The organism is Streptomyces spinosisporus (assembly GCF_022698145.1).
Lineage (GTDB): Bacteria > Actinomycetota > Actinomycetes > Streptomycetales > Streptomycetaceae > Streptomyces > Streptomyces spinosisporus.
In genome coordinates, this window is sequence record NZ_JALDAX010000020.1 from 85734 (window position 1) to 112733 (window position 27000).

Annotated in this window: 22 protein-coding genes and 1 tRNA gene; 17 read left to right on the forward strand and 6 right to left on the reverse strand. The window is 70.7% G+C overall.

Annotated elements, in window-relative coordinates; genetic code table 11:
• Positions 1-42 precede the first annotated feature (42 nt).
• The 3 genes from MQN93_RS36590 to MQN93_RS36600 all read left to right on the forward strand — a co-directional run bounded on the left by MQN93_RS36590 (position 43) and on the right by MQN93_RS36600 (position 4686).
• Positions 43-2358: a HelD family protein gene (locus tag MQN93_RS36590; RefSeq protein ID WP_242712922.1), complete on the forward strand. Its 2316-nt coding sequence runs from the start codon at positions 43-45 to the stop codon at positions 2356-2358.
• Between the two features lie 304 nt (positions 2359-2662).
• Positions 2663-4075, forward strand: a complete 1413-nt coding sequence (locus MQN93_RS36595; RefSeq protein ID WP_016438098.1) for an NAD-dependent malic enzyme — start codon at positions 2663-2665, stop codon at positions 4073-4075.
• A gap of 329 nt (positions 4076-4404) precedes the next feature.
• Positions 4405-4686: an HU family DNA-binding protein gene (locus tag MQN93_RS36600; protein WP_007382399.1), complete on the forward strand. Its 282-nt coding sequence runs from the start codon at positions 4405-4407 to the stop codon at positions 4684-4686.
• Positions 4687-4862: 176 nt separating this feature from the next.
• Here the strand turns inward: MQN93_RS36600 and murA are convergent, their stop codons facing one another.
• The gene (gene murA, locus MQN93_RS36605) at positions 4863-6203 is read right to left on the reverse strand and encodes a UDP-N-acetylglucosamine 1-carboxyvinyltransferase (RefSeq protein ID WP_016438097.1); all 1341 of its coding nucleotides are present in this window, start codon (positions 6201-6203) and stop codon (positions 4863-4865) included.
• Positions 6204-6456: 253 nt separating this feature from the next.
• Between murA and MQN93_RS36610 the strand changes: the two genes are divergently transcribed.
• From MQN93_RS36610 to MQN93_RS36655, 11 genes are all read left to right on the forward strand, one after another.
• Positions 6457-7029 carry a YqgE/AlgH family protein gene (locus MQN93_RS36610; protein WP_016438096.1) on the forward strand — a complete coding sequence of 191 codons (573 nt, stop codon included), beginning with the start codon at positions 6457-6459 and terminating at the stop codon, positions 7027-7029.
• Positions 7030-7059: 30 nt separating this feature from the next.
• On the forward strand, positions 7060-7338 hold the full coding sequence (locus MQN93_RS36615; RefSeq protein ID WP_016438095.1) for a DUF3039 domain-containing protein: 279 nt from the start codon (positions 7060-7062) through the stop codon (positions 7336-7338).
• 220 nt (positions 7339-7558) lie between these two features.
• Complete coding sequence (locus tag MQN93_RS36620; protein ID WP_242712923.1) at positions 7559-8854, forward strand: extracellular solute-binding protein; 1296 nt, start codon at positions 7559-7561, stop codon at positions 8852-8854.
• On the forward strand, positions 8851-9810 hold the full coding sequence (locus tag MQN93_RS36625; protein WP_242712924.1) for a carbohydrate ABC transporter permease: 960 nt from the start codon (positions 8851-8853) through the stop codon (positions 9808-9810). Before MQN93_RS36620 ends, MQN93_RS36625 begins: the two co-directional genes overlap by 4 nt.
• Positions 9807-10652 carry a carbohydrate ABC transporter permease gene (locus MQN93_RS36630; RefSeq protein ID WP_016438092.1) on the forward strand — a complete coding sequence of 282 codons (846 nt, stop codon included), beginning with the start codon at positions 9807-9809 and terminating at the stop codon, positions 10650-10652. Before MQN93_RS36625 ends, MQN93_RS36630 begins: the two co-directional genes overlap by 4 nt.
• A 1-nt stretch (position 10653) precedes the next feature.
• Positions 10654-12294, forward strand: a complete 1641-nt coding sequence (locus tag MQN93_RS36635) for a beta-N-acetylhexosaminidase (protein WP_242712925.1) — start codon at positions 10654-10656, stop codon at positions 12292-12294.
• A 300-nt stretch (positions 12295-12594) separates the two neighbouring features.
• The gene (locus tag MQN93_RS36640; protein WP_037783738.1) at positions 12595-13488 is read left to right on the forward strand and encodes an FAD binding domain-containing protein; all 894 of its coding nucleotides are present in this window, start codon (positions 12595-12597) and stop codon (positions 13486-13488) included.
• Positions 13485-15239 (forward strand): 2Fe-2S iron-sulfur cluster-binding protein, encoded by a 1755-nt coding sequence (locus MQN93_RS36645; RefSeq protein WP_242712926.1) that lies wholly within the window; start codon positions 13485-13487, stop codon positions 15237-15239. The genes MQN93_RS36640 and MQN93_RS36645 overlap by 4 nt, the downstream gene beginning before the upstream one ends.
• Positions 15236-17545 carry a xanthine dehydrogenase family protein molybdopterin-binding subunit gene (locus MQN93_RS36650; RefSeq protein WP_242712927.1) on the forward strand — a complete coding sequence of 770 codons (2310 nt, stop codon included), beginning with the start codon at positions 15236-15238 and terminating at the stop codon, positions 17543-17545. Before MQN93_RS36645 ends, MQN93_RS36650 begins: the two co-directional genes overlap by 4 nt.
• Positions 17542-17676, forward strand: coding sequence for a hypothetical protein (locus MQN93_RS44055; protein ID WP_016438087.1), 135 nt, complete (start codon positions 17542-17544; stop codon positions 17674-17676). The genes MQN93_RS36650 and MQN93_RS44055 overlap by 4 nt, the downstream gene beginning before the upstream one ends.
• A 293-nt stretch (positions 17677-17969) precedes the next feature.
• Positions 17970-19133 (forward strand): SUKH-4 family immunity protein, encoded by a 1164-nt coding sequence (locus MQN93_RS36655; protein WP_242712928.1) that lies wholly within the window; start codon positions 17970-17972, stop codon positions 19131-19133.
• A gap of 44 nt (positions 19134-19177) precedes the next feature.
• Here the strand turns inward: MQN93_RS36655 and MQN93_RS36660 are convergent.
• Positions 19178-19249, reverse strand: a tRNA-Cys gene (locus MQN93_RS36660).
• A 300-nt stretch (positions 19250-19549) separates the two neighbouring features.
• On the opposite strand from MQN93_RS36660, the gene MQN93_RS36665 reads away from it, so the two are divergent.
• From MQN93_RS36665 to MQN93_RS36675, 3 genes are all read left to right on the forward strand, one after another.
• On the forward strand, positions 19550-21352 hold the full coding sequence (locus MQN93_RS36665; RefSeq protein ID WP_016438085.1) for a DEAD/DEAH box helicase: 1803 nt from the start codon (positions 19550-19552) through the stop codon (positions 21350-21352).
• A gap of 385 nt (positions 21353-21737) precedes the next feature.
• Positions 21738-22379, forward strand: coding sequence for an IclR family transcriptional regulator (locus tag MQN93_RS36670; protein WP_016438084.1), 642 nt, complete (start codon positions 21738-21740; stop codon positions 22377-22379).
• Positions 22380-22520: 141 nt separating this feature from the next.
• Positions 22521-23312 (forward strand): YlbL family protein, encoded by a 792-nt coding sequence (locus MQN93_RS36675; protein ID WP_242712929.1) that lies wholly within the window; start codon positions 22521-22523, stop codon positions 23310-23312.
• Positions 23313-23327: 15 nt separating this feature from the next.
• Here MQN93_RS36675 and MQN93_RS36680 read toward each other — a convergent pair whose 3' ends face one another.
• From MQN93_RS36680 to MQN93_RS36695, 4 genes are read right to left on the reverse strand one after another with little or no spacing between them, the layout of a single operon-like run.
• Positions 23328-24293, reverse strand: coding sequence for a glycine betaine ABC transporter substrate-binding protein (locus MQN93_RS36680; protein WP_242712930.1), 966 nt, complete (start codon positions 24291-24293; stop codon positions 23328-23330).
• Positions 24290-25108, reverse strand: coding sequence for an ABC transporter permease (locus tag MQN93_RS36685; RefSeq protein WP_242712931.1), 819 nt, complete (start codon positions 25106-25108; stop codon positions 24290-24292). The genes MQN93_RS36680 and MQN93_RS36685 overlap by 4 nt, the downstream gene beginning before the upstream one ends.
• On the reverse strand, positions 25105-26355 hold the full coding sequence (locus tag MQN93_RS36690; protein WP_016438080.1) for a betaine/proline/choline family ABC transporter ATP-binding protein: 1251 nt from the start codon (positions 26353-26355) through the stop codon (positions 25105-25107). Before MQN93_RS36690 ends, MQN93_RS36685 begins: the two co-directional genes overlap by 4 nt.
• Complete coding sequence (locus MQN93_RS36695) at positions 26348-26995, reverse strand: ABC transporter permease (protein ID WP_016438079.1); 648 nt, start codon at positions 26993-26995, stop codon at positions 26348-26350. The genes MQN93_RS36690 and MQN93_RS36695 overlap by 8 nt, the downstream gene beginning before the upstream one ends.
• Positions 26996-27000: the final 5 nt, after the last annotated feature.

A 27000-nucleotide genomic window follows, 5' to 3' on the forward strand; every position in this document is an offset into this window, starting at 1 on the left:
GCGTACGGTTGACGGCTGCCCAGCACGTCAGAAGGGGGCCCGGTGGCCGCTCAGGCTCAGCAGGAAACCGCGGTCGGCTCGGATCACGACTCACGTCGCGACCGGGAGATCAGCGTCGAACAGGAACATCTGGACCGGGTGTACCGGCGGCTCGAGGAGAAGATCCACGAGGCCGAGTTCCTGATGAACGACGCGGCCATGCGCGGCCAGGTCGGCACCCCCGGCGCGCTCGCCGAGCGGGACGCCCAGGTCTTCCGGGCCGGTATCCACCTCAACCGCCTCAACAACGAGTTCGAGGACTTCCTCTTCGGCCGGATCGACCTGCTGCCCGGCAAGGACGGAAAGAAGGGGCCCGACGGCGCCTACACCGCCGTCGAACCCGCCGACGGCGCCGTGCGCGAGGACGGCACGGCCGACATCGCCGAGACCCTGCACATCGGCCGCATCGGCGTCCTCGACTCCGAGTACGCCCCGCTCGTCATCGACTGGCGGGCCCCCGCGGCCGCCCCCTTCTACCGCTCCACCCCCGTCGACCCCGGCCGGGTCGTGCGCCGCCGCGTCATCCGCTCCAAGGGCCGCAGGGTCCTCGGCGTCGAGGACGACCTGATGCGCCCCGAGCTCAAGGCCTTCCTCGACGGCCACGAGCTGCCCGTGATCGGGGACGGCGCCCTGATGGCCGCGCTCGGCCAGGCCCGCAGCCACACCATGCGCGACATCGTCGCCTCCATCCAGGCCGAGCAGGACCTGGTCATCCGCGCCCCCGCCGCCTCGGTCACCTACGTCGAGGGCGGCCCCGGCACCGGCAAGACCGCCGTCGCCCTGCACCGCGCCGCCTATCTCCTCTACCAGGACCGGCGCCGCTACGCGGGCGGCATCCTGATCGTCTCCCCGACCCCGCTCCTGGTCGCCTACACCGAAGGCGTTCTGCCCTCACTCGGCGAGGAGGGCCAGGTCGCCATCCGCGCCATCGGCTCGCTCGTCGACGGCGTCGAGGCCACGCTCTACGACTCCCCGGCCACCGCCCGCGCCAAGGGCTCGTACCGCATGCTCAAGGTCCTGCGGAAGGCGGCGCGCGGGGCGCTGGAGCGGGAGGGCGCGCCCCGGCGGCTGCGCGTGGTCGCCTTCGGGCGCCGCCTGGAGCTGGAGGCGGACGCGCTGGAACGTATCCGCCGCGCCGCGCTCGGCGGCACCGCGCCCGTGAACCTGCTGCGCCCCCGCGCCCGCAAGCTGCTCCTCGACGCCCTGTGGGAGCAGTCCGGGTCCGCCGCCCGCCACACCGACCCGGAACTCGCCGCCGAACTGCGCTCCTCCTTCGACGACGACATCACCTCCGAGGACGTCTTCACCGACTTCCTGGACGCCTGGTGGCCGGAGCTGACCCCCGCCGCCGTACTGGAGGCGATGGCGGACGAACGCCGGCTCGGCCGCTGGGCCCGCCGCATCCTCAACCCCGGCGAGGTCCGCAGGGTCGCCCGCTCGCTCGCGCGCGACGGCCACTCCGTGCACGACATCGCCATGCTCGACGAGCTCCAGGCCGTCCTCGGCACCCCGGCCCGCCCGAAGAAGAGGCGCGAACTGGACCCGCTCGACCAGCTGACCGGCCTGGAGGAGCTGATGCCGGTCCGCGAGGAGTCGCAGCGCGAGCGGGCGGAGCGCCTCGCACAGGAGCGCACCGAGTACGCGCACGTCATTGTCGACGAGGCCCAGGACCTCACCCCGATGCAGTGGCGCATGGTCGGCCGCCGCGGCCGGCACGCCACCTGGACGGTCGTCGGCGACCCGGCCCAGTCCTCCTGGTCCGACGTCGACGAGGCGGCCGAGGCCCGCGACGAGGCCCTCGGCACCCGTCCGCGCCGCCGCTTCCAGCTGACGGTGAACTACCGCAACCCGGCCGAGATCGCCGAGCTGGCCGCCAAGGTGCTCGCCCTGGCCATGCCGGGCGCAGAATCCCCGACGGCGGTCCGCTCCACGGGCGTCGAGCCCCGCTTCGTACGGACCGAGAGCGGCCCCGGCGGACGCTCCTTGCTCGGGCACACCGTCCGGGAGGAGGCCGCCCGTCTCCTCGACCGGGTCGACGGCACCGTCGGCGTCGTCGTCGCCATGCAGCGCCGCGAGGAGGCCGCCCGCTGGCTCGCCGGACTCGGCGACCGGGTGGTCGCCCTCGGCAGCCTGGAGGCGAAGGGCCTGGAGTACGACGCGACGGTCGTCGTCTCGCCCGCGGAGATCGCCGACGAGTCCCCGGCCGGTCTGCGCGTCCTGTACGTCGCCCTCACCCGCGCCACGCAGCAGCTGACGATCGTCTCGGCGGACCGTGACGAACCCGACGCGAACGCGGTGCCCGACCTGCTCAGGGATTAGAAGCGGATGAAGTCCCGGTACGGGAATGGCCTTACGGGATCTGTTTGTTAGCCTGGACGTGGCACCGGCTCGATCCAAGCCCCCGGGCCCAACCTTCGTCGCTACGAGCGACCACTTGCCGCGAGGCGAGCATGGCGGGTCGGTGCCACTTGAACCACACAGGCCCGCGTCACCCGGTGACGCGGGCCTGAGTTTTGCCGTGAACAAAACGTCCGTAATCGGGGGCGACTAACGCCTACTCGACGGTAGGTGCGACGATCGGACGGCATATCCAGCGTCACGGTGAAAGCAGAGGAAGTCGGCCATGGCAACGGCGCCCAGCGTCTCCTACTCGATTACGGTCCGGTTGGAGGTGCCCGCGAGCGGCACCGCGGTCTCCCAGATCACCACCGCCGTGGAGTCCCACGGAGGCTCGGTGACCGGCCTGGACGTCACCGCATCCGGCCACGAGAAGCTCCGTATCGACGTCACCATCGCGGCCAGCTCCACCGCCCACGCCGACGAGATCGTCCAGCAGCTGCGCGGCATCGAGGGCGTCACCCTCGGCAAGGTCTCCGACCGTACGTTCCTGATGCACCTCGGCGGCAAGATCGAGATGGCGTCGAAGCACCCCATCCGCAACCGTGACGACCTGTCCATGGTCTACACCCCGGGTGTGGCCCGGGTGTGCATGGCGATCGCCGAGAACCCCGAGGACGCCCGCCGTCTGACCATCAAGCGCAACTCCGTTGCGGTCGTGACGGACGGCTCGGCCGTGCTGGGCCTCGGCAACATCGGCCCCAAGGCCGCGCTGCCGGTCATGGAGGGCAAGGCGGCCCTCTTCAAGCGCTTCGCCGGCATCGACGCCTGGCCGCTGTGCCTCGACACCCAGGACACCGACGCGATCGTCGAGATCGTGAAGGCGATCGCCCCGGGCTTCGCCGGCATCAACCTGGAGGACATCTCCGCGCCCCGCTGCTTCGAGATCGAGGCCCGGCTGCGCGAGGCCCTCGACATCCCCGTCTTCCACGACGACCAGCACGGCACCGCGATCGTCGTGCTCGCCGCCCTGACGAACGCGCTGCGGGTCACGGGCAAGGCCATCGAGAACATCCGCGTCGTCATGTCCGGCGCGGGCGCGGCCGGTACCGCCATCCTCAAGCTGCTGCTCGCCGCGGGTGTGAAGAACGCCGTCGTCGCCGACATCCACGGCGTCGTGCACGCCGGCCGGGACGATCTGCGCCAGGCCCCCGCCGACTCGCCGCTGCGCTGGATCGCCGACAACACCAACCCCGAGGGCCTGACCGGCACGCTCAAGGAGGCCGTGCGCGGCGCGGACGTCTTCATCGGCGTCTCGGCCCCGAACGTGCTGGACGGCGAGGACGTCGCGGCCATGGCGGACGGTGCGATCGTGTTCGCGCTCGCGAATCCCGACCCCGAGGTGGACCCGGCGATCGCCCGTCAGACGGCGGCGGTTGTGGCCACCGGCCGCTCCGACTTCCCCAACCAGATCAACAACGTGCTGGTCTTCCCGGGCGTCTTCCGCGGTCTGCTGGACGCCCAGTCCCGTACGGTCAACACCGACATGATGCTGGCCGCCGCGACCGCTCTCGCGGACGTGGTGACCGAGGACGAGCTGAACCCGAACTACATCATCCCGAGCGTCTTCAACGACAAGGTCGCGGGCGCGGTGGCCGGGGCGGTGCGGGACGCGGCGAAGGCCGTGGCAGGGGCGTAGATGTGCTCAGGCTGTGAGGATCGCCACGGCAAGGCCTTGCATCGGCGCGTCGTGGAACCCGGCCCTTCTGGCCGACGTTTATCGTGTCGGCCAGGCTCAGACCCTCTTTTCGTGTGACTCCCAAGGGTGTTCTCACGACTCCTGCGGGTGCCGGATTGGCTTTCGCGCCGCAGGTGGGGGCAGGATGCGTCTCTGGGCGCGAGGGTCTGACGTCGGACCCGGGGCCCGGGCCTCACCGAGGACCCTGGCAGCATCGGCTTCACCGTGCCCAACATGCGGCTCCGCCGCGTGGCACGCCTCAACGGCAAGAAGAACACGGGAGTAACAACATGAACCGCAGTGAGCTGGTGGCCGCGCTGGCCGACCGCGCCGAGGTGACCCGCAAGGACGCCGACGCCGTTCTGGCCGCGTTCGCCGAGACGGTCGGCGAGATCGTCGCCAAGGGGGACGAGAAGGTCACCATCCCCGGCTTCCTGACCTTCGAGCGCACCCACCGTGCCGCTCGCACCGCGCGCAACCCGCAGACCGGCGACCCGATCCAGATCCCGGCCGGCTACAGCGTGAAGGTCTCCGCGGGCAGCAAGCTCAAGGAAGCCGCCAAGGGCAAGTAGGCGCTCCGCTTCGAGCGCCGGGCGACTGCGGGCCGTACTCCGGCTGACGGTGCGTCCGTGGCTGGTCGCGCAGTTCCCCGCGCCCCTTCAGGGGCGCCTTCCGCACAACGCCGGTGGGGCGGTAACCCGAGCTCGGGTTACCGCCCCACCGGCGTTCGTACGACTCTGCGAGGGCTCTATCCGAGGGCCTTGCCCGGCAGTTCCACCTTGGCGCCGAGCTCCACGAGCTTCTCCATGAAGTTCTCGTAGCCGCGGTTGATGAGGTCGATGCCGTGGACGCGGGAGGTGCCCTGGGCTGCGAGGGCCGCGATGAGGTAGGAGAAGCCGCCGCGGAGGTCGGGGATGACGAGGTCGGCGCCCTGGAGTTTCGTGGGGCCGGAGACGACCGCGGAGTGCAGGAAGTTGCGCTGGCCGAAGCGGCAGTCGGAGCCGCCCAGGCACTCGCGGTACAGCTGGATGTGAGCACCCATCTGGTTGAGCGCGGAGGTGAAGCCGAGGCGGGACTCGTAGACCGTCTCGTGGACGATGGACAGCCCCGTCGCCTGCGTGAGAGCGACCACCAGCGGCTGCTGCCAGTCCGTCTGGAATCCCGGGTGCACATCCGTCTCCAGCGCGATGGACTTCAACTGCCCACCGGGGTGCCAGAACCGGATGCCCTGGTCGTCGATCTCGAAGGCGCCCCCCACCTTCCGGTAGGTGTTGAGGAACGTCATCATCGAGCGCTGCTGGGCGCCGCGGACGTAGATGTTGCCCTCGGTCGCGAGCGCGGCGGACGCCCAGGAGGCGGCCTCCAGGCGGTCCGGCAGCGCGCGGTGGTTGTAGCCGCCGAGCCGGTCCACACCCGTGATGCGGATCGTGCGGTCGGTGTCCATCGCGATGATGGCGCCCATCTTCTGCAGGACGCAGATCAGGTCCTCGATCTCCGGCTCCACGGCCGCGTTCGAGAGTTCGGTGACCCCTTCCGCGAGGACCGCCGTGAGCAGCACCTGCTCGGTCGCGCCGACGGACGGGTACGGCAGCCGGATCTTCGTGCCGCGCAGCCGCTGCGGCGCCTCCAGGTACTGCCCGTCCGCCCGCTTCTCGATCCGCGCGCCGAACTGCCGCAGCACCTCGAAGTGGAAGTCGATGGGCCGGCCGCCGATGTCGCAGCCGCCGAGGCCCGGGATGAAGGCGTGGCCGAGACGGTGCAGCAGCGGTCCGCAGAAGAGGATCGGGATGCGCGACGAACCCGCGTGGGCATCGATGTCAGCGACGTTCGCGCTCTCCACGTGGGACGGGTCCATCACCAGCTCGCCCGGCTCCTCACCCGGACGGACCGTCACTCCGTGCAACTGCAGCAGGCCACGTACGACTCGGACGTCACGAATGTCCGGAACGTTGCGCAGTCGACTCGGTTCACTGCCCAGCAGGGCGGCGACCATTGCCTTCGGTACGAGGTTCTTCGCACCGCGGACACGGATCTCGCCCTCCAGCGGAGTTCCGCCGTGGACAAGCAGGACATCGTCGTTGACGGTCATGTATCTCGCGTTCCGATGAGTGGGGCAGGGGCCAGAAGGGAAAGGGTAATCGCCGCCCACCCCCCTTCTGTAAGCCCAAGTGCCACCCAGCTACGTCATAGCTTCGTCACAACACGAACCGCTCCTGGCCGGGCACATGGGGTCACCGTTCCTATTGTGCGCCGGGCATGCTTCTTTCTGCCCTGAGCTGCAATCACCCTTCTTACCCGCATTGCCTCCCCGCGCCGGGGCAAGATGCGGGATCATGTCTGCCATGACCGAGGTGTCCTCGCTCACAGGGCGGTTGCTCGTGGCAACGCCCGCCCTGGCGGACCCGAACTTCGACCGTGCGGTGGTGCTCCTTCTCGACCACGACGAGGAGGGCTCGCTCGGTGTGGTCCTCAATCGTCCGACCCCGGTGGACGTCGGCGACATCCTCGAGGGCTGGGCGGACCTCGCCGGTGAGCCGGGTGTCGTCTTCCAGGGCGGTCCGGTCTCCCTCGACTCGGCGCTCGGGGTCGCCGTCATCCCCGGCGGCACGGCCCCGGACGGCGCGCCGCTGGGCTGGCGCAGAGTGCACGGCGCGATCGGTCTGGTCGACCTGGAGGCACCGCCCGAGCTGCTCGCCTCGGCCCTCGGCTCGCTCAGGATCTTCGCCGGATACGCCGGCTGGGGCCCCGGCCAGCTGGAGGACGAGCTGGTCGAGGGCGCGTGGTACGTCGTCGAGTCGGAGCCCGGCGATGTCTCGTCCCCGTCGCCGGAAAGACTCTGGCGCGAGGTCCTGCGCCGTCAGCGCAACGAGCTCGCGATGGTGGCCACGTATCCGGACGACCCGTCGCTCAACTGATCCGTGTGACCTTCAGTACCCTTGGCCTTTATGAGCACTCTTGAGCCCGAGCGCGGGACTGGTACGGGGACCCTCGTAGAGCCGACGCCGCAGGTGTCGCACGGCGACGGCGACCACGAGCGCTTCGCCCACTACGTCCAGAAGGACAAGATCATGGCGAGCGCCCTCGACGGCACGCCCGTCGTGGCGCTGTGCGGCAAGGTGTGGGTGCCGGGCCGCGATCCGAAGAAGTACCCCGTGTGTCCCATGTGCAAGGAGATCTACGAGTCCATGGGTGCCGGCGGCGACGACCAGGGCGGCGACAAGTAGGACGGCCCGCTCCCGCCTGAGAGCCGTGAGGCCCTCGGGGTGCGTTTTGACGCGCTTCGGGGGCCTTTGTGCTGCCCGCCGTTGCAGGGGATGCGTCGGCCGGTCACGAAGTGGTTGAGACCTCTTGTGGTCATGTTCATGTGGTCCCTAGCCTCCGTGGTGTTGTGCAGAGCGAAACTGTCATTGCATATGTTGCAACGCCTGCTCGGAGGGTCACTCGATGAAGCCGTCCCCGCGTCTCGCCGTCCTGCTCACGGCCCTGGCCGTCACCGCGGCCTGCGCCCCCCAGACCTCCTCCAACTCCTCCTCGGACAAGGACGACAAGAGCGGCACCCTGCGGGTCTGGCTCTTCCAGGAGGTCGGCAACAAGCCGAAGGAGAAGGCCGTCGACTCCGTGGTGGCCGCCTTCGAGAAGGAGCACGAGGGCGCCAAGGTCCACGTCGAGTACATCCCCGTCGAGACCAGGGCCCAGCGCGTCAAGGCCGCCTTCAACGACCCGAAGTCCGCGCCCGACGTGATGGAGTTCGGCAACACCGACACGGCCGGTTATGTGAAGGACGGCGGACTCCTCGACGTCACCAAGGAGTTCGGCGCCTGGAGCGAGTCCAAGGACACCGACCCCACCGCGAAGACGTCGGTCACCGTCGGCGGCAAGGTGTACGGCTCCCCGTACTACGTGGGCGTGCGCGCCCTGTACTACCGCACGGACGTCTTCAAGGAGCTGGGGCTCCAACCCCCCAAGACCATGGACGAGTTGGCGTCCACCGCACGCAAGATCCACACCGCCAGGAGCGATCTGTACGGCATCGTGGTCGGCGGCGCCTACACCTACGGCGCGATGCCCTTCGTGTGGGCCAACGGCGGCGAACTGGCCACTGGCAAGGGCGACTCGTACGCCTCCGCCATCGACAGCGCGGCCGCCCAGAAGGGCATCAAGGCGTACACGTCCCTCTTCGGTGACGACAACTGTCCCGCCGCCAAGTGCGCGGGCATGGGCGGCAACGACACCATCACCGCGTTCGCGGCCGGCAAGGCGGGGATGGCGATCGGCGGCGACTTCAGCCACACCGCCGTCGAGGCCGGGAAGGTGAAGGGCAAGTACGCCGTCGTACCGCTGCCGGGCGTGAAGTCCGGCTCGATCGCGCCCGCCTTCGCGGGCGGCAACAACATCGGTGTGCTCAAGAGCACCTCGCACCGCACGCTCGCCGTCGACCTGATGGAACAGCTCACCTCGAAGAAGACACAGGGCGAGATGTTCAAGGCGATGGGTTTCCTGCCGACGTTCGCGGACGTGCGCTCGCAGGTGGCCGCCGAGCACCCGTATGTGAAGCCCTTCGCGCAGACCCTCGCCGCCGGGACCAAGTTCGTGCCGGCCTCGCCCGGGTGGTCCCAGATCGACTCGCAACTGGTGCTGCCGACGATGCTGCAGGAGATCATCAGCGGGAAGAAGAGTGTGAGCGCTGCCGCGGGGGAGGCGGCGACGAAGATGGACGATGCGTTTGGCTCCGCCGGATGACGGCGCCTGCCGGGTCGGGGGGTGCTGTTCGTTCGCGGGTGCCGGTTCGTCGTGGCTTGTCGCGCAGTTCCCCGCGCCCCTTGGGGAGTTCCGCCGTCCCTTGGATCTACCTCGCCCCCGCTCTCGTGGTCCTCGGTGGGCTGTTGCTCTACCCCATTTATCAGCTCGGGCTGATCTCGTTCTTCCACTACACGCAGGCTCAGGTCAGTGGGGGTGAGCCGGCCACCTTCGAGGGGTTCGGGAACTACTCGGAGCTGTTCTCCGACGGTGAGTTCTGGCGGGTGCTGCTGGCGACCGTGCTGTTCGCGGCGGCGTGTGTCGCATCGACGCTCGCCGTCGGGTGTGCGCTCGCGGTGCTGCTCACGCGCGTGCGCGCGCTGCCCCGGCTCGCGCTGATGCTGGCCGCGCTGGGGGCGTGGGCGACACCGGCGGTGACCGGGTCGACGGTCTGGCTGTTCCTCTTCGACCCCGACTTCGGGCCGGTCAACCGGATCGTCGGGCTCGGCGACCACTCGTGGACGTACGGGCGCATCAGCGCCTTCTTCCTCGTCCTGCTCGAAGTGGTGTGGTGCTCCTTCCCGTTCGTGATGGTCACCGTCTACGCCGGGATCCGCGCCGTCCCGGCCGAGGTGCTGGAGGCCGCCGCGCTGGACGGTGCCTCGCAGTGGCGCATCTGGCGCTCGGTCCTCGCCCCGATGCTCCGGCCGATCCTGACCGTCGTCACCATCCAGTCGGTCATCTGGGACTTCAAGGTCTTCACGCAGATCTACGTCATGACGAACGGCGGCGGCATCGCGGGCCAGAACCTGGTCCTGAACGTCTACGCCTATCAGCAGGCGTTCGCGTCGTCGCAGTACAGCCTCGGTTCGGCGATCGGCATCGTGATGCTGCTGATCCTGCTCGCCGTGACGCTGGTGTATCTGCGGCTGCTGCGCCGGCAGGGGGAGGAGCTGTGAATCTTTCCGGCGTACGTGTGCGGCGTCCGTGGCGGCTGGCGGCGGAGGCCTCGGCGCTGCTGATCGCGATCGTCGTCGCCTTTCCCCTCTACTGGATGGTGCTGAGCGCCTTCAAACCGGCCGGGGAGATCGAGTCGACCGAGCCGCGGCCGTGGACCTCGGCCCCTTCGCTGGATTCCTTCCGGCGCGTGTTCGGGCAGCAGGATTTTGGTCGGTATTTCGTCAACAGCCTTGTGGTCGCGGGCAGTGTGGTCCTCATCTCGGCACTGATCGCGTTTCTCGCGGCGACCGCGGTGACGCGATTCCGGTTCCGCTTCCGGACCACCCTGCTGATCATGTTTCTGGTGGCCCAGATGGTGCCCGTCGAGGCACTCACCATCCCCTTGTTCTTCCAGATGCGGGACTTCGGTCTGCTGAACACGCTGGGCTCGCTGATCCTGCCGCACATCGCCTTCTCGCTGCCGTTCGCGATCTGGATGCTGCGGGGGTTTGTGAAGGCGGTTCCCGAGGCCTTGGAGGAGGCCGCCTACATCGACGGGGCGAGCCGCGCGCGATTCCTCTGGCAGATCCTTTTCCCCCTTGTCCTGCCGGGTCTTGTGGCCACGAGCGTGTTCTCCTTCATCTCGGCCTGGAACGACTTCCTGTACGCCAAGTCCTTCATCATCAGCGACACTTCGCAGTCGACCCTGCCGATGGCGTTGCTGGTCTTCTACAAGCCGGACGACCCGGACTGGGGAGGAGTCATGGCCGCCTCCACGGTGATGACGATTCCGGTGCTGGTGTTCTTCGTACTCGTACAGCGACGTCTGGTCTCCGGGCTGGGCGGAGCGGTAAAGGACTGATGTGACCGAACTGATTCCAGCGCCCCGCAGCGTCGTCGCCGGTTCCGGTGAGGTACGGCTGACGGCGCGCTCCCGGATCTACGCATCCCCCGAGACGGAGGGCGCGGGCCACTGGCTGCGCACCGTCCTGCGGCAGGCCACCGGCCTGCCCCTGCGCGAGGGGCGCGAACTCGACGACGCCGAGGGCGGCATCGGCCTCCAGCTCGACCCCCGGCTCGGGCCCGAGGAGTACCGCCTCGTCAGCGACTCGACCGGCGTCCTCATCGAGGGCGGCAGCGAGGCGGGTGTCTTCTGGGGCGCCCAGACACTGCGTCAGCTGCTCGGCCCCGACGCCCACCGCAGGGCGCCGCTCGACCGCGACCGCGCCTGGGCCGTGCCGCACGTCACTATCGAGGACGCCCCGCGCTTTCGCTGGCGCGGTCTCATGCTCGACGTCGCACGGCACTTCATGCCCAAGGAAGGCGTGCTGCGCCAGCTCGACCTGATGGCCGCGCACAAACTCAATGTCTTCCACTTCCACTTGACCGACGACCAGGGCTGGCGCGTCGAGATCAAGCGATACCCGAAGCTCACCGAGACCGCTTCATGGCGGGCACGCACGAAATTCGGTCACCGGGCCTCACCGCTGTGGGACGAGAAGCCGCACGGAGGCTTCTACACCCAGGACGACATCCGCGAGATCGTCGCCTACGCCGCCGAGCGGCATATCTCCGTCGTCCCCGAAATCGACGTACCGGGACACTCGCAGGCCGCCATCGCCGCGTACCCCGAACTCGGCAACACCGATGTCATCGACACCACCGCCCTCTCCGTCCTCGACACCTGGGGGATCTCCGCCAACGTACTCGCCCCCACTGACAACACCCTGCGCTTCTACGAGGGGGTCTTCGAGGAAGTGCTGGAGCTGTTCCCGGCACACGCGGGCGAGTTCTCGGCCTTCGTTCATGTCGGCGGTGACGAATGCCGCAAGGACCAGTGGCGGCAGTCGCCGGCCGCGCAGGCCCGTATCAGGGAACTCGGGCTCGCGGACGAGGACGAGTTGCAGGCGTGGTTCATCGCACACTTCGACACATGGCTGACCGCGCGCGGGCGCAGGCTCATCGGCTGGGACGAGATCCTGGAGGGCGGACTCGCCGAGAACGCCGCCGTGGCCTCGTGGCGCGGGTACGCGGGCGGCGTCGCCGCCGCCCAGGCGGGCCACGACGTCGTCATGTGCCCCGAGCAGTACGTGTACTTGGACCACCGGCAGGCGGCGGGCGAGGACGAGCCGGTGCCGATCGGCTACGTACGCACCCTGGAGGACGTCTACCGCTTCGAGCCGGTGCCGCAGCGGCTCACCGAGGCCGAGGCCCGGCATGTGCTGGGCACCCAGGCCAATGTGTGGACCGAGGTGATGGAGAGCCAGGAACGCGTCGACTACCAGTCCTACCCGCGGCTTTCTGCCTTCGCCGAGGTGGCCTGGAGCTCCCTGCCCGCCCCCGGGGAGCGGGACTTCGCCGCCTTCGAGCGGCGGATGGCCGTCCACTACCGGCGACTTGACGCCCTGGGGGTGGGATACCGGCCACCGACCGGGCCCCTGCCCTGGCAGCAGCGCCCCGGAGTGCTCGGGCGGCCCATCGAGGGCGCGCCGCCGAACAGATAGCCACGAGCAGACAGCTCCGAACAGACGGCCCTGAACAGACAGCCCCGAACAGACAGCGCAGCCACCGAACAGGCGCGGCAAAAATGTCGTAAGCATCACCGAAGAGTGCCAATCGGAGCTCATCGGTGATGCTGTGCGAAAACGGACCATCTCCCTGGTGAGGCGGGCGAATGCCTCCTAGCGGACCCCTGTCTTCGAGCCCTGCGAAGATGTGCCAGAGTTGCCACGTCCGCCCTGTCAGCACGTACCGTACGGCAACACAGGTGGGACCAGGTGGGGCAGCGGGAAGGGGCAGCCGGTTTGACCACGCACGCACCGCAGGCGGCGCAGGCCGTCACGCTGCCCACGACGCTGGACGAGGCCGTGGCGGCGCTCACCGCCGTGCCCACCGCCGTGCCGGTGGCCGGCGGCACCGACCTCATGGCCGCCGTCAACTCCGGGCAGCTCAGGCCCTCCGCACTGGTGGGCCTCGGCAAGATCAGTGAGATCCGCGGCTGGCAGTACCTGGACGGACACGCCCTGCTCGGCGCCGGGCTCACGCACGCGCGCATGGGCCGCCCCGACTTCGCCGCGCTGATCCCGGCGCTCGCCGCCGCCGCGCGCGCGGCGGGCCCGCCACAGATCCGCAACGCGGGCACCCTGGGCGGCAACATCGCCTCGGCTGCCCCCACCGGGGACGCCCTGCCGGTGCTGGCCGCCCTGGAGGCGACGCTGATCATCGCGGGCCCGGGCGGAGCCCGCCGGGAGCTCCCGGTGTCGCATCTGCTGGCCGGCGTGGACATGCTCCGCGGCGGCGAGCTCATCGGCTTCGTGCGCGTGCCGCTGCTGCACGCGCCGCAGGTCTTCCTGAAGGCGACCGGTCGGACCGGCCCCGGCCGCGCGGTCGCGTCCGTCGCCCTCGTGCTCGACCCCGCCCGGCGCGGAGTGCGGTGCGCCGTCGGTGCCATAGCGCCGATGCCGCTCAGGCCGCTGGACGCCGAGCAGTGGGTCGCCCGGCTCATCGACTGGGACAACGGCCGCACGATCGTCCCGGAGGCGCTGGCCGCCTTCGGGGAGTACGTGGCCGCGGCCTGCATCCCCGACCCGGTCCCCGAGGCGGACGGCACCGTCCAGCCGCTTCCGCCCGCCGTACTGCACCTGCGGCGCACCGTCGCCGCGCTGGCCCGACGAGCACTGGGGAGGGCGCTGTCGTGACCGACGACCAGCACGGAGAGGGCACGCCCCGCAGCGGCGGCCGCTGGGACCCGCTGCCCCAGGGCGACTACGACGACGGCGCGACCGCCTTCGTGAAGCTCCCGGAGGGCGGCATCGAGGCCCTGCTGGCCGCCTCCGACCCGCTCGCCGCGCCCGGTCACGGCTATGTGCCGCCGCCGATAGCTGCCGACCAGGACCCGGCCCAGGGCGGTGACCCGGCGGCCGGCGGTACCTGGGGGGCGCCCGCCGACGGCGCCCGGTGGCCCGACCCGAACGCCGTGCCGCAGGACGGGGCGGACGACCGGTTCACGTACAACCCCGCGGCCACCCAGCAGTGGACCTACGAGGAGACCTCCGGCCCCGAGGGGGCCGCTCCCGGTCATGACGTGACCGGGCAGTGGTCGATCCCCGTGGCCGGAGGCGACCTTCCGGACGAATCGGGCGAGTTCACCACGTCGTCCCTGGTGCAGCAGTGGGGCGGGACCCCGCCCGCCACGCTCCCGGGCGGCGCCGCCGCCCCCTGGGCGACAGAGGGGGCGGGACAGCCCTGGGGACAGCCGCAGACCGGGGAGCCGACGGCACCCGGCGACGAGGCCGGGCAGCAGCGCGAACACGCCGAGCCGCCGGCCGGTGCGGGCCACGCGTACCAGCAGCCCCCGGCACACCCCGGCGCCCACCCCGACCAGCACACACCGGAGCACCCCGCACCCGCGGAACCGGACCCGGCCGCACGCGCGCGGGAGGACGCGCAGGCGTCCACCGCCGAAGCCGCGCAGGCCGCGCAGGACGCCGCCCGCCCGCCGGGCACCGACGCCTACGCCGAGCGCGCCGCCGACCCCTATGGCGAGACACCCGCCGAGCGCGCCGAAGCCGCCTCACAGCGCGTCCACGGGGCCGGTGAGGCCGCGGCAGCGGCCGAGGGCGCCGAGGGTGCTCAGGGGGCCGCGGAGGCGCCTGAGGGGCCTGTGGAGCCACTCGCGGAGCCCGCGGCCGACGCCGCGCCCGCGCCCGCCGCCCCCAACACGCCCGAATCCGCCGGGACTTCGGCCTCCCCGGAGCCCGCGGGCGCCCCGGACGACGCGGCCGAGCCCTCGTCGTTCCCCGGCGAGGAACACCCCCTCGCCTCCTACGTGCTGCGCGTCAACGGCGTGGAGCGCCCCGTCTCGGACGCCTGGATCGGCGAGTCGCTGCTCTACGTGCTGCGCGAGCGCCTCGGCCTCGCGGGCGCCAAGGACGGCTGCTCGCAGGGCGAGTGCGGCGCGTGCAACGTGCAGGTGGACGGGCGGCTCGTGGCCTCCTGTCTGGTGCCCGCCGTGACCGCCGCGGGCAGCGAGGTCCGAACCGTCGAGGGGCTCGCCGTCGACGGCCAGCCGTCCGACGTGCAGCGCGCGCTCGCCCGGTGCGGCGCCGTGCAGTGCGGCTTCTGCGTGCCCGGCATCGCGATGACCGTGCACGACCTGCTGGAGGGCAACCCGGCGCCGACCCGCCTGGAGACCCGCCAGGCCCTGTGCGGCAATCTGTGCCGCTGCTCCGGCTACCGGGGCGTCGTGGACGCCGTCCAGGAGGTCGTCGCCGAACGCGACGCACAGTCCGGCGACGGCTCCGAACAGGACGGTGACGAGGCGCGTATCCCTCACCAGGCGGGGCCGGGAGCCGGCGGGGTCAACCCCTCGGCGTTCGACTCGCCCCCTTCCCCGGCGGCACCGGGACCGCATGACCAGCCGTACGGCCAGGACGGAGGCCAGGCGTGAGCAACGAAGCGGCGACCGCGACCACCTCCGCGGAGCCAGTACCCGCCCCCGAGCCGCTGCCGCACGGCCTCGGCGTCTCGCTGCCGGCCGCCGACACCCGCGCCAAGACCGAGGGCACGTTCCCGTACGCGGCCGACCTGTGGGCCGAGGGCCTGCTGTGGGCCGCCGTGCTGCGCTCCCCGCACGCGCACGCGCGCATCGTGTCCATCGACACCACCCACGCGCGCGAGATGCCCGGCGTACGGGCCGTCGTCACGCACGAGGACGTGCCGGGCGAGGCCCGCTACGGCCGCGGCAACGCCGACCGGCCCGTGTTCGCCTCCGAGGTCGTACGCCACCACGGCGAGCCCATCGCCGCCGTCGCCGCCGACCACCCCGACACCGCGCGCATGGCCGCCGCGGCCGTCATCGTCGAGTACGAAGTACTCGACCCGGTCACCGACCCCGAGCTGGCCTTCGAGGCCGAACCGCTGCACCCCGACGGCAACCTGATCCGGCACATCCCGCTGCGCCACGGCGACCCGGACGCCGCCGGTGACATCGTCGTCGAGGGCCAGTACCGCATCGGCCGCCAGGACCCGGCCCCCATCGGCGCCGAGGCCGGTCTCGCCGTGCCCCGCCCCGACGGCGGCGTCGAGCTGTACCTGGCCTCCACCGACCCGCACACCGACCGCGACACCGCCGCCGCCTGCTACGGCCTCGAACCCGAGCGCGTCAAGATCGTCGTCACCGGCGTCCCCGGCGCCACCGCCGACCGCGAGGACCAGGGCTTCCAGCTCCCGCTCGGCCTGCTCGCCCTCAAGACCGGCTGCCCGGTGAAACTCACCGCCACGCGCGAGGAGTCCTTCCTCGGGCACACCCACCGGCACCCGACCCTGCTGCGCTACCGCCACCACGCCGACGCCGAAGGCAGGCTGGTCAAGGTCGAGGCACAGATCCTGCTCGACGCGGGCGCCTACGCCGACACCTCCTCCGAGGCCCTGGCCGCCGCCGTGGGCTTCGCCTGCGGCCCGTACGTCGTCCCGAACGCCTTCATCGAGGGCTGGGCCGTACGCACCAACAACCCGCCCTCGGGGCATGTGCGCGGAGAGGGCGCCATGCAGGTCTGCGCCGCCTACGAGGCGCAGATGGACAAGCTGGCGAAGAAGCTCGGCATCGACCCGGCCGAGCTGCGCCTGCGCAACGCCCTGGCCACCGGCGACGTCCTGCCGACGGGCCAGACGGTGACCTGCCCGGCGCCGGTCGCCGAACTGCTGCAGGCGGTACGGGACTTCCCGCTGCCCGACCTGCCCAAGGACACCCCCGAGGACGAGTGGCTGCTGCCCGGCGGCCCCGAGGGCGCCGGCGAACCGGGCGCGGTGCGCCGGGGCGTGGGCTACGGCCTGGGCATGGTGCACATGCTCGGCGCGGAGGGCGCCGACGAGGTCTCCACGGCGACCGTCAAGGTCCAGGACGGGGTGGCGACCGTGCTGTGCGCGGCCGTCGAGACCGGTCAGGGGTTCTCCACCCTCGCCCGCCAGATCGTCCAGGAGACGCTGGGCATCGAAGAGGTGCACGTCGCGCCCGTCGACACCGACCAGCCGCCCGCCGGCGCGGGCTGCCGCGGCCGCCACACCTGGGTGTCGGGCGGCGCGGTGGAGCGCGCGGCGAAGATGGTCCGCACCCAGCTGCTGCAGCCGCTGGCCCACAAGTTCGGCATGTCGACCGAGCTCCTGCAGATCACCGACGGCAAGATCACCTCGTACGACGGCGTCCTGTCGACCACCGTCTCCGAGGCGATGGACGGCAAGGAGCTGTGGGCGACGGCCCAGTGCCGCCCCCACCCCACGGAACCGCTGAACGAGGCGGGCCAGGGTGACGCGTTCGTCGGCATGGCCTTCTGCGCGATCCGCGCGGTGGTGGACGTCGACATCGAGCTGGGCTCGGTCCGCGTGGTCGAGCTGGCGCTCGCCCAGGACGTCGGCCGGGTGCTCAACCCGGCCCAGCTGGCCGCCCGGATCGAGGCCGGTGTCACCCAGGGGGTGGGCATCGCCCTGACGGAGAACCTGCGCACCGCGCGCGGACTGATCCGCCACCCGGACCTGACGGGCTACGCCCTGCCGACCGCCCTGGACGCGCCGGACATCCGGATCGTCAAACTCGTCGAGGAACGCGACGTGGTCGCCCCCTTCGGCGCGAAGGCCGTCAGCGCGGTGCCGGTGGTCACCTCCCCGGCGGCCATCGCCTCCGCGGTGCGCGCCGCCACGGGCCGCCCGGTGAACCGGCTGCCGATAAGGCCGCAGGCCGCGGTGGTGACGGAACGGTGAGCGCGCCGGAGCGCGGGCCGGAGGAGCCGAGGTACGAACCCCCGCCCAGCGTCGGCAAGTTGCTGATCTGGTTCCTGGTGTTCATGGTGGCGGCGCTGGCCGTCGTGCTCGGTGGCGTGTACTTCACGTAGACCGGGCCGTGCGACGCGCGCCGCCAGGTGCCCGCGCCCGGCGACATGGTGGGCGTGGTCCTCGCGGGGAGGGAACGGCGAGGGTGCGTCGAGCGTCCTGTGATCCAGGGGCGTTGTCAGTGGCGGGGCGTAGTGTTCTGGGCAGTGGGGACGGCCTGCCCGGGCCGTACGGCGTCATGACGCGCGCCCGGCCGTGCCCAGTTCGGGGATCGTGAGCAAGCGCGTGCGCCGAGGCGCGTGCGCCCAGGCACGAGTGATGACGCACATGCGCTGACGCACCTGCGGGGGATGCAATGAGCACGACCGGTGCCGCCACGACGGCGATCACCCTCACCGAGGACCAGCTCTATCCGTACGTCACGCACGCGCCGACGCGCAGCTGGCTGACCGGGCCCGGACTGCCCGGCGAGAGCCATCTGTTCACCTTCGAGGAGCTGTGCGCACAGGGGCTGCGGACGGTGGGGGACTCCACCGGCGACCCCGACGGCCGTCTGACGGCGCGGCTGCGGGACCAGCTGGTCATAGGCGCGCTGCTCGACCCCCGGGGCACCGCGGGGGAGTCGGTGCTGCTGGACGGCACCACGGGCGCGGTCGCGACGACGTACATGCTGCACGACCGGCCCGATCTGATGGACACCCGCCCGCTCGCGCCCTCGCTGCGCACCCTGGTGCGGTTCGCGGCGGCGGCGGACGAACTGGCGGGGCTGCGCGGCCAGTTCGCCTCGTACGCCGGCCGCTTCGGCCCGAAGGCGGCGGCAGAGGCGTCACGTCATCTGCTGGCGGTGTTCGAGGAGGGCACGGGCGGCGAGATCCCGCCGTTCTGGCGGATGGCGGCCCTGATCCGCCCCCTGTCCCTCGTGGCGGGCCCCGGCACGGTGTCCGGACTCGCCCTGGACCTCCCCTCCCGCCTCCTGGACCAGGAGTTCGGCCCAGGCAAGGTGTGGCGCTTCGAGGACGTCGACTTCCCCTCGACGCTGACCCACGAGCCGACCCGCCGCTTCCTCGGCGAGACGGGCCTGCCGGAGGACGGCACGCTCCTCCACCTCGACACGGACGTCCCCCTGCCGACCCTCGCCGAGCACTACGCCTACCAGGGGCCCGAGGGCTTCGACCCCACCCGACTCCCGCGCAGGGCCTCCCACTTGATCCGCCTCGGCCATCTCGTCGAGGGCAACAGCCTGGTGGTCGACGGCGAGACGGGCGAGGTCCTCAACTGGAGCGAGCCCGAGGCCGCCCTGAACCCCCTGAACACGGACGTCTCCACCCTGGCCTTCACCCTCTGGCTCCTCCACCACGAAAAATCCCTGAACCAGACCCACCGGACCACCGCCCACGACCACCTGGCCCTGACCCTGCTCCACACCCTCTCCACCGTCGACCCCACCACCACGACAACACCCCCGAGCCACCACTACTGGACACGGGCGCTGCTGGAGGAGCCGGGCGGGGCGATATGAAAGGCCCCCGTAAAGGGGCCTATCGCTGAGCGACTCTCGTGCAGAGGCCGTGGCGGGAATCGAACCCGCGTAACTCGCTTTGCAGGCGAGTCCCTGAGCCACTCGGGCACACGGCCGGGTCGGGTCGGAGGGGCCGGGCGCTCCGAGCTCGATGGAGATGACCGTACGGGGGCGTGGGAAGGGTGCTCAAGGTCATCGGTGGGGCTGCAACGGGACTGCCATACGCCGTTCATGAAGGGCGGTGTCGCGGGCGCGGTCGGCGGGTGTGTGAGGTAAGTCGCACCTCCGTCCGACCCGGCCTGGTGCGGAGGTTTGTGGTGGGGTGCCGCCGGTAGGGTGGCCCGGTTGTCATACGTAGCCGTAAGACCCGTAGTCGTAAGACCCCGTAGCCGCCCGACCCCACACCCCCGGAGACCGTGAGTACTACCGCCGCCAGCTCCGCCTCGCACTCCCACCATCTCTCTCCCGCCTTCCCCGGCCGTGCCCCCTGGGGCACCGCCAGCAAGCTGCGTGCCTGGCAGCAGGGGGCGATGGAGAAGTACATCCAGGAGCAGCCGCGCGACTTCCTCGCGGTCGCGACACCCGGCGCCGGGAAGACGACGTTCGCGCTGACCCTCGCGTCCTGGCTGCTGCACCACCATGTCGTGCAGCAGGTGACCGTGGTCGCGCCGACCGAGCATCTGAAGAAGCAGTGGGCGGAGGCGGCGGCGCGGATAGGGATCAAGCTGGACCCCGAGTACAGCGCGGGGCCGCTCGGCAAGGACTACCAGGGCGTGGCCGTCACGTACGCCGGTGTCGGGGTGCGGCCCATGCTGCACCGCAACCGCGTGGAGCAGCGCAAGACCCTCGTCATCCTCGACGAGATCCATCACGCGGGTGACTCCAAGTCCTGGGGCGAGGCCTGTCTGGAGGCCTTCGAGCCCGCCACCCGGCGGCTGGCGCTCACCGGTACACCGTTCCGCTCCGACACCAACCCCATCCCCTTCGTCGTCTACGAAGAGGGCAACGACGGGATCCGGCGCTCCGCCGCCGACTACACCTACGGCTACGGCAGCGCCCTGAGCGACGGGGTCGTGCGCCCCGTCATCTTCCTCTCCTACAGCGGCAATATGCGCTGGCGCACCAAGGCCGGCGACGAGATCGCCGCCCGGCTCGGCGAGCCGATGACCAAGGACGCGATCAGCCAGGCCTGGCGCACCGCCCTCGACCCGCGCGGCGAGTGGATGCCCAGCGTGCTGCGCGCCGCCGACCAGCGGCTGACCGAGGTCCGCAAGGCCATCCCCGACGCCGGCGCCCTCGTCATCGCCTCCGACCAGGACTCCGCCCGCGCCTACGCCAAGCTCATCCGCGAGATCACCGGCAGCAGGGCGACGCTGGTGCTCTCCGACGACGCCGGGGCGTCCAAGCGGATCGACGACTTCAGCGGCAGCAACGACCGCTGGATGGTCGCGGTGCGCATGGTGTCCGAGGGCGTCGACGTGCCCCGGCTGGCGGTGGGGGTGTACGCCACCACCATCTCCACCCCCCTCTTCTTCGCCCAGGCCGTCGGCCGTTTCGTACGGTCGCGCAGGCGCGGCGAGACCGCGTCGGTGTTCCTGCCGACCGTCCCCGACCTGCTCACCTTCGCCAACGAGATGGAGGTCGAGCGTGACCACGCCCTCGACAAGCCGAAGAAGGACGGCGAGGAGGACCCGTACGCCGAGTCCGAGCAGGAGATGGAGGAGGCGAACAAGGAGCAGGACGAGGACACCGGCGAGCAGGAGCAGTTCTCCTTCGAGGCGCTGGAGTCCGACGCGGTCTTCGACCGGGTCCTCTACGACGGCGCCGAGTTCGGCATGCAGGCCCACCCGGGCAGCGAGGAGGAGCAGGACTACCTCGGGATCCCCGGGCTGCTGGAGCCCGACCAGGTGCAGCTGCTGCTCCAGAAGCGGCAGGCGCGGCAGATCGCGCACAGCCGCAAGAAGCCGGACGCCGAGGCCGATCTGCTGGAGATGCCCGCCGAGCGGCGCCCGGTCGTCTCGCACAAGGAGATGATGGAGCTCCGCAAGAAGCTCAACACCATGGTCAGTGCCTACGTCCATCAGAGCGGCAAGCCCCATGGAGTCATCCACACCGAGCTGCGGCGCACCTGCGGCGGACCCCCGAGCGCGGAGGCCACCGCCGGGCAGCTGAAACAGCGCATCGCCAAGGTGCAGGAGTGGGCAACCCGCATGCGGTGACCCGGATGCGGTGACCCGGATGCGGTGACCCGGATGCGCTGACCCGCATGCGCTGACCCGGCGCACGCCCGGTCAGGGGGGCGCAGCATCCTGGTGCAGCCGGTTGTTGCGCCCCGTACGAATCACGACATACGGACATAGCCCGTACCAGCCGGTGCCCGGATTCTGGACGGAGACTTCCGCTGAGCGAACCCGCTTCGCTAGGGTCCCGCTACGCACACGCCCCGTGGCAGCGCCGCCGCGGAGCGCAGCCGTGAAGCGACGCGGCTCGGTACAGGCCGGGCCGCCGGCCGATCGGCGGCCTCTGTTGCGCGTCACTGACGGGACTCGGTGACGCACCGCCGCGCAAAGGTCGCCGACCTCACCACTTGGAGGAGTGGGCGTCGTGACCGCGGAGACCTCTCAGACGCTCGACCGAGGACTGCGCGTCCTCAAGCTGCTGGCCGATACGGACCACGGGCTGACCGTCACCGAGCTATCCAATCGACTGGGCGTGAACCGGACCGTGGTGTACCGGTTGCTGGCCACGCTCGAACAACATGCCCTTGTACGCCGGGACTTGGGCGGCCGTGCCCGAGTGGGGCTCGGTGTGCTGCGACTGGGGCGGCAAGTGCATCCGCTGGTGCGGGAGGCCGCGTTGCCGGCCCTGCGCTCGCTCGCCGAGGACATCGGCGCCACCGCGCATCTCACCCTCGTGGACGGGTCGGACGCGCTGGCCGTGGCCGTCGTGGAGCCGACCTGGACGGACTATCACGTGGCCTACCGGGCCGGGTTCCGGCATCCGCTGGACCGGGGGGCCGCTGGGCGGGCGATTCTCGCTGCGCGGTCGATGCCCGTGGGGGAGCCCGGATACACCTTGACCCATGGGGAGTTGGAGGCGGGCGCCAGTGGGGCGGCTGCGCCGCTGCTCGGGGTGACCGGGGTCGAGGGGAGTGTGGGTGTCGTGATGCTGGCGGAGGCGGTGCCCGAGCGGGTGGGGCCTCGCGTGGTGCACGCGGCCAAGGAGGTTGCGGAGGCTTTGCGCTAGCTGCAGAGGTGTCGCGCCGGGGGGTGCGCGGGTGCGGGTTCGTCGTGGCTGGTCGCGCAGTTCCCCGCGCCCCTGAAAAGCGGCACCCCCCGGCGCTCCCCGGCGCCCGGTCGGGGGTCCCCGGGGCGTTAGATTGATCCCGTGCTCTCTCGCCTCACACGCCCCCAGGCCCTTGCTGTCTGTGCTCTGCCCGTTGTGGCGCTGATCGCTGCGGCGGTCTTCGCGCCGTTGCCGTTCTCGTTGGCGCAGCCCGGGATGACGGCGAATGTGCTCGGGGAGAACCAGGGCTCCGCGGTGATCACGATCACGGGTGCGAAGACCCGCAGGACCAGCGGGCAGCTGCGGATGACGACGATCGAGGCGACGAGCCCGGACACGGATGTGTCGCTGGGTGACGTGGTCAGTGCCTGGTTCGCCACGGACCGGGCCGTCATGCCGCGGGACTCGGTCTATCCGAGCGGCGACTCCACCAAGGAGATCGAGGAGCACAACCGCGCGCAGATGAAGGAGTCGCAGGACGCCGCGACCCGGGCCGCGCTGGACTACCTGCACCTCGGCGACGACAGGATCAAGGTCACGCTGAAGCTCGCCGACGTCGGCGGCCCGAGCGCCGGGCTGCTGTTCAGCCTCGGCATCATCGACAAGCTGGACGGCAACGGCAGCGGCGGTGATCTCACGGGCGGCCGTAGCATCGCCGGTACGGGCACCATCGACGACGACGGCACGGTCGGCGCCGTGGGCGGCGTCGCGCTGAAGACGCAGGCCGCGCACCGCGACGGGGCGACGGTGTTCCTGGTGCCGAAGGCCGAGTGCTCCGACGCGAAGTCCGAGCTGCCCAAGGGGATGCGGTTGATCCCGGTCAAGACGCTGGACGGCGCGGTGGACGCCCTGGTCGCCCTGAACTCCGGCAAGGGCTCCGTCCCCTCCTGCTGACGACGCTCGCGGCGCTCAGCCGGACTTCACGAACCCCTCCTGCTTCATCCAGTCCAGCGCCACCTGGTGCGGATCCTCCCCGTCGACGTCGACCTTCGCGTTCAGCGTCCGTGCCACGTCGTTGTTGAGCTTCTTGGTGATCGGGGCGAGGACCTGCGCGATCGCCGGCCATTTCTCCAGCGTCTTCGTGTTGATCATCGGCGCGACGTTGTAGTTGGGGAAGAAGTGCTTGTCGTCCGCCATGACCACCAGGTTCATCGACTTGATGCGTCCGTCGGTGGTGAACACCTCGCCGTAGGTGCACTTCCCCTTCGCCACCTGGGTGTAGATGATCCCGGTGTCCATCTGCGTGACGTTCTTCGCCGGGATGTTCATCCCGTACTTCTTCTCCATGCCCGGCAGCCCGTCCGCCCGGTTGGCGAACTCGCCCTCCACGCACAGGGTCACGGCCCCCGGGTCCTTCTTGGCCAGCGCGGCCACCTCGGACAGGTTCCTGGTCCGGTACTTCTTGTAGTTGGCCTGGTTCATGGCCAACGCGTAGGTGTTGTCGAGTTCGGAGGCCGGCAGCCAGGTCACGCCGTTCTTCCGGTCCGCGTCCCGGACGGCCTCCCACTGTTTGTGCGGGTCGACGATCGGCTTGCTGTTGCCGAGGTAGGTGATCCAGGCCGTACCCGTGTACTCGTAACCGCCGTCCGCGTCCCCCGCCTTGACCGCCTCGCGTGAGCCGATCGAGCCCTGGATGCCGGTGCGGTCCAGGACGTCGGCGCCGGCCGCCTCGAAGGCGATGCCCATCATCGCGCCGAGGATCAGCTGTTCGGTGAACTCCTTGGAGGTGACGGTCAGATGGGCGCCCTCGAGGGGTTCGCCCCGGCCGACCGTGCCGGGCCGTACGTCGTCGGTCATGGGCGAGCCGCTCTGCAGTCCGCAGCCGGACGCCGCCACCAGGACGGCGGCCAGCAGCAGACCCGTACCCCGTCTCATACGTCCACCTCCAGCCCCCGTGGCCGCAGGAGCAGTTCGGCGAGCGAGGCCAGCCAGTCCACGAGGAGCGCGAGGACGACCGTGAGGATCGAGCCCAGCATCAGCACCGGCATCCGCTGGTTGGTGATGCCGGTCGTGATCAGTACGCCCAGGCCGCCGCCCCCGCCGAAGGTGGCCAGGGTGGCGGTGCCCACGTTCAGGACGAGGGCGGTGCGGACCCCGGCGAGGATCAGCGGGACGGCCAGCGGGAGTTCGACCCTGCCCAGCACGCCCAGCGGCGACATGCCGATGCCGCGGGCCGCCTCCAGCAGGGTCGGGTCGTTCGCCCTGAGGCCGGCGATGGTGTTCGACAGCACCGGCAGGATGGCGTAGATGATGATGCCGATCAGCGCGGCCCTGGTGCCGGTGCCGAGCCAGATCACCAGCAGCGCGAGCAGGCCGAGCGCCGGGGTCGCCTGACCCATGTTGGCGAAGGCCATCGCCACCGGGGTGGCCTTCCTGAAGGCCCTGCGGGTGAGCAGGATGCCCAGCGGGATCGCGATGATCAGCACGAAGAAGGTGGAGATCACGGTCAGTTGGATGTGCTGCCACAGGGCCTTGGAGACCTGGCCGCCGGACAGGGCGTTCTCGGAGATCGAGTCCAGGTCGGCCTGCCGGAACCACAGCCAGGTCGCGAGCAGGACGGCGACGAGCACGGCGGGCAGGATCGTCAGCTTCTGCCAGCTGATGCGGGCCTTCGGGGATTCGGGCGCGGGCGGCCGGGTCGCGCCGGCCTCCTCCTGGTCCTCCCGCTCGTCGAGCTCGGGGGTGGTCACGCCTTCGTACCCCCTTCGGCGCCCTCCTGCTCGGCGTGCGTCTGGGCGCTGCGCAGTTCCTGCAGTTCGTGCTGGTGCTCCAGCGCGTCGAGCCGGTCGGCCTCCAGCAGTTCGTGCACGGAGTTGATCAGGGTCTCCATGTCGACGACGCCCTCGTACTCGCCGCGCCGCCCGGTGACCGCGACCCGTCCGGCGTTGTCGGTGAGCACCGCCTCCAGGGCGTCCCGGAGGGTGGCGTCCCGGGTCACCGTGTCGCTGACCAGGGTGCCCGCGCGCGCGAGCGAGCCGCGGGCGCGCATGAGGTCGCCACGTCTGAGCCACTTGTAGGGGCGGTGGCGCTTGTCGAGCAGCAGGATCTCGTTGGTGCCGCTGCCGCGGAGCCGGTTGAAGATCTCCTGGAGCGGGTCGTCGAGGGTGACGGTCGGGTAGTCGGTGATCTCGACGTCCCGTACGCGGGTGAGGTTGAGCCGTTTCAGGGCGGCGCCCGCGCCCACGAACCCGGAGACGAAGTCGTCCGCCGGGTTGGTGAGGATGGCCTCCGGGGTGTCGAACTGGGCGATGTGCGAGCGTTCGCGCAGTACGGCGATCCGGTCGCCGATCTTGATGGCCTCGTCGAAGTCGTGGGTGACGAACACGATGGTCTTGTGCAGCTCGTGCTGCAGCCGGATCAGCTCGTCCTGGAGGTGGTCGCGGGTGATCGGGTCGACCGCCCCGAACGGCTCGTCCATCAGCAGCACCGGCGGATCGGCCGACAGGGCCCGCGCCACACCGACCCGCTGCTGCTGGCCGCCCGACAGCTGGCGCGGATAGCGCCCGTGGAACTCGCCCGGGTCGAGACCGACGAGGTCGAGCAGCTCCTCGACCCGCGCCTTGATGCGTGGCTTGGGCCAGCCGACCATCTTCGGTACGAGGGCGATGTTCTGGGCGACCGTCATGTGCGGGAAGAGACCGGCCGACTGGATGGCGTAGCCGATCTTGCGGCGCAGCTTCACCGGGTCCATGTCGGTGACGTCCTCGCCGCCGATGCGGATACGGCCGCCGGTCGGCTCGATCAGCCGGTTGATCATCTTCAGGGTGGTGGACTTCCCGCAGCCGGAGGGGCCGACGAAGATGACGATCTCGCCGGCCTTGATCTCCATGGAGACGTTGTCGACGGCCGGGGCGGGGCTGCCCGGGTAGACCTTGGTCAGATTGTCCAGCTCGATGGTCGCGCCGGTGGCCGCGTGACCGTCGGAAGACTCAGGCACGGATCCCCCTCGAAATGGTCAGCCGTCCGATCAGGACGTACGCGGCGTCGAACAGGAGGGCGAGGATGATGATCCCCAGCGTGCCCGCGAGCACCTGGTTCAGCGCGTTCTTGCTGCCGAGTGAGCCGATGCCGCGGAAGATCTCGTTGCCGAGGCCGGGCCCGGAGGCGTAGGCGGCGATGGCCGCGATGCCCATCAGCATCTGGGTGGAGACCCGGATCCCGGTCAGGATCGGCGGCCAGGCCAGCGGCAGCTCGACCCGTACCAGCCGCATCAGCCGGGACATGCCGATGCCGGTCGCCGCGTCCACCAGGGACGGGTCGACGCCGCGCAGCCCGACGATGGAGTTGCGCACGATCGGCAGCAGCCCGTACAGGGTCAGCGCGATCACGGTGGGCGGCACGCCCAGGCCCACGATCGGGATCAGCAGACCGATCATGGCGAGCGAGGGGATGGTCAGGATGGTGGAGGTGGCCGTGGTGGCGAGGCTCGCGCCCCACTCGGTGCGGTAGGCGACGATCCCGATCAGTACGCCGATCACGGTCGCCGCGACCATGCACTGGAACACGGCGCTCGCGTGCTGGTAGGCATCGGTGAGCAGCTGCTGATGGCGGTTGCTCAGATACTCCCAGAAGTTCACGCGCG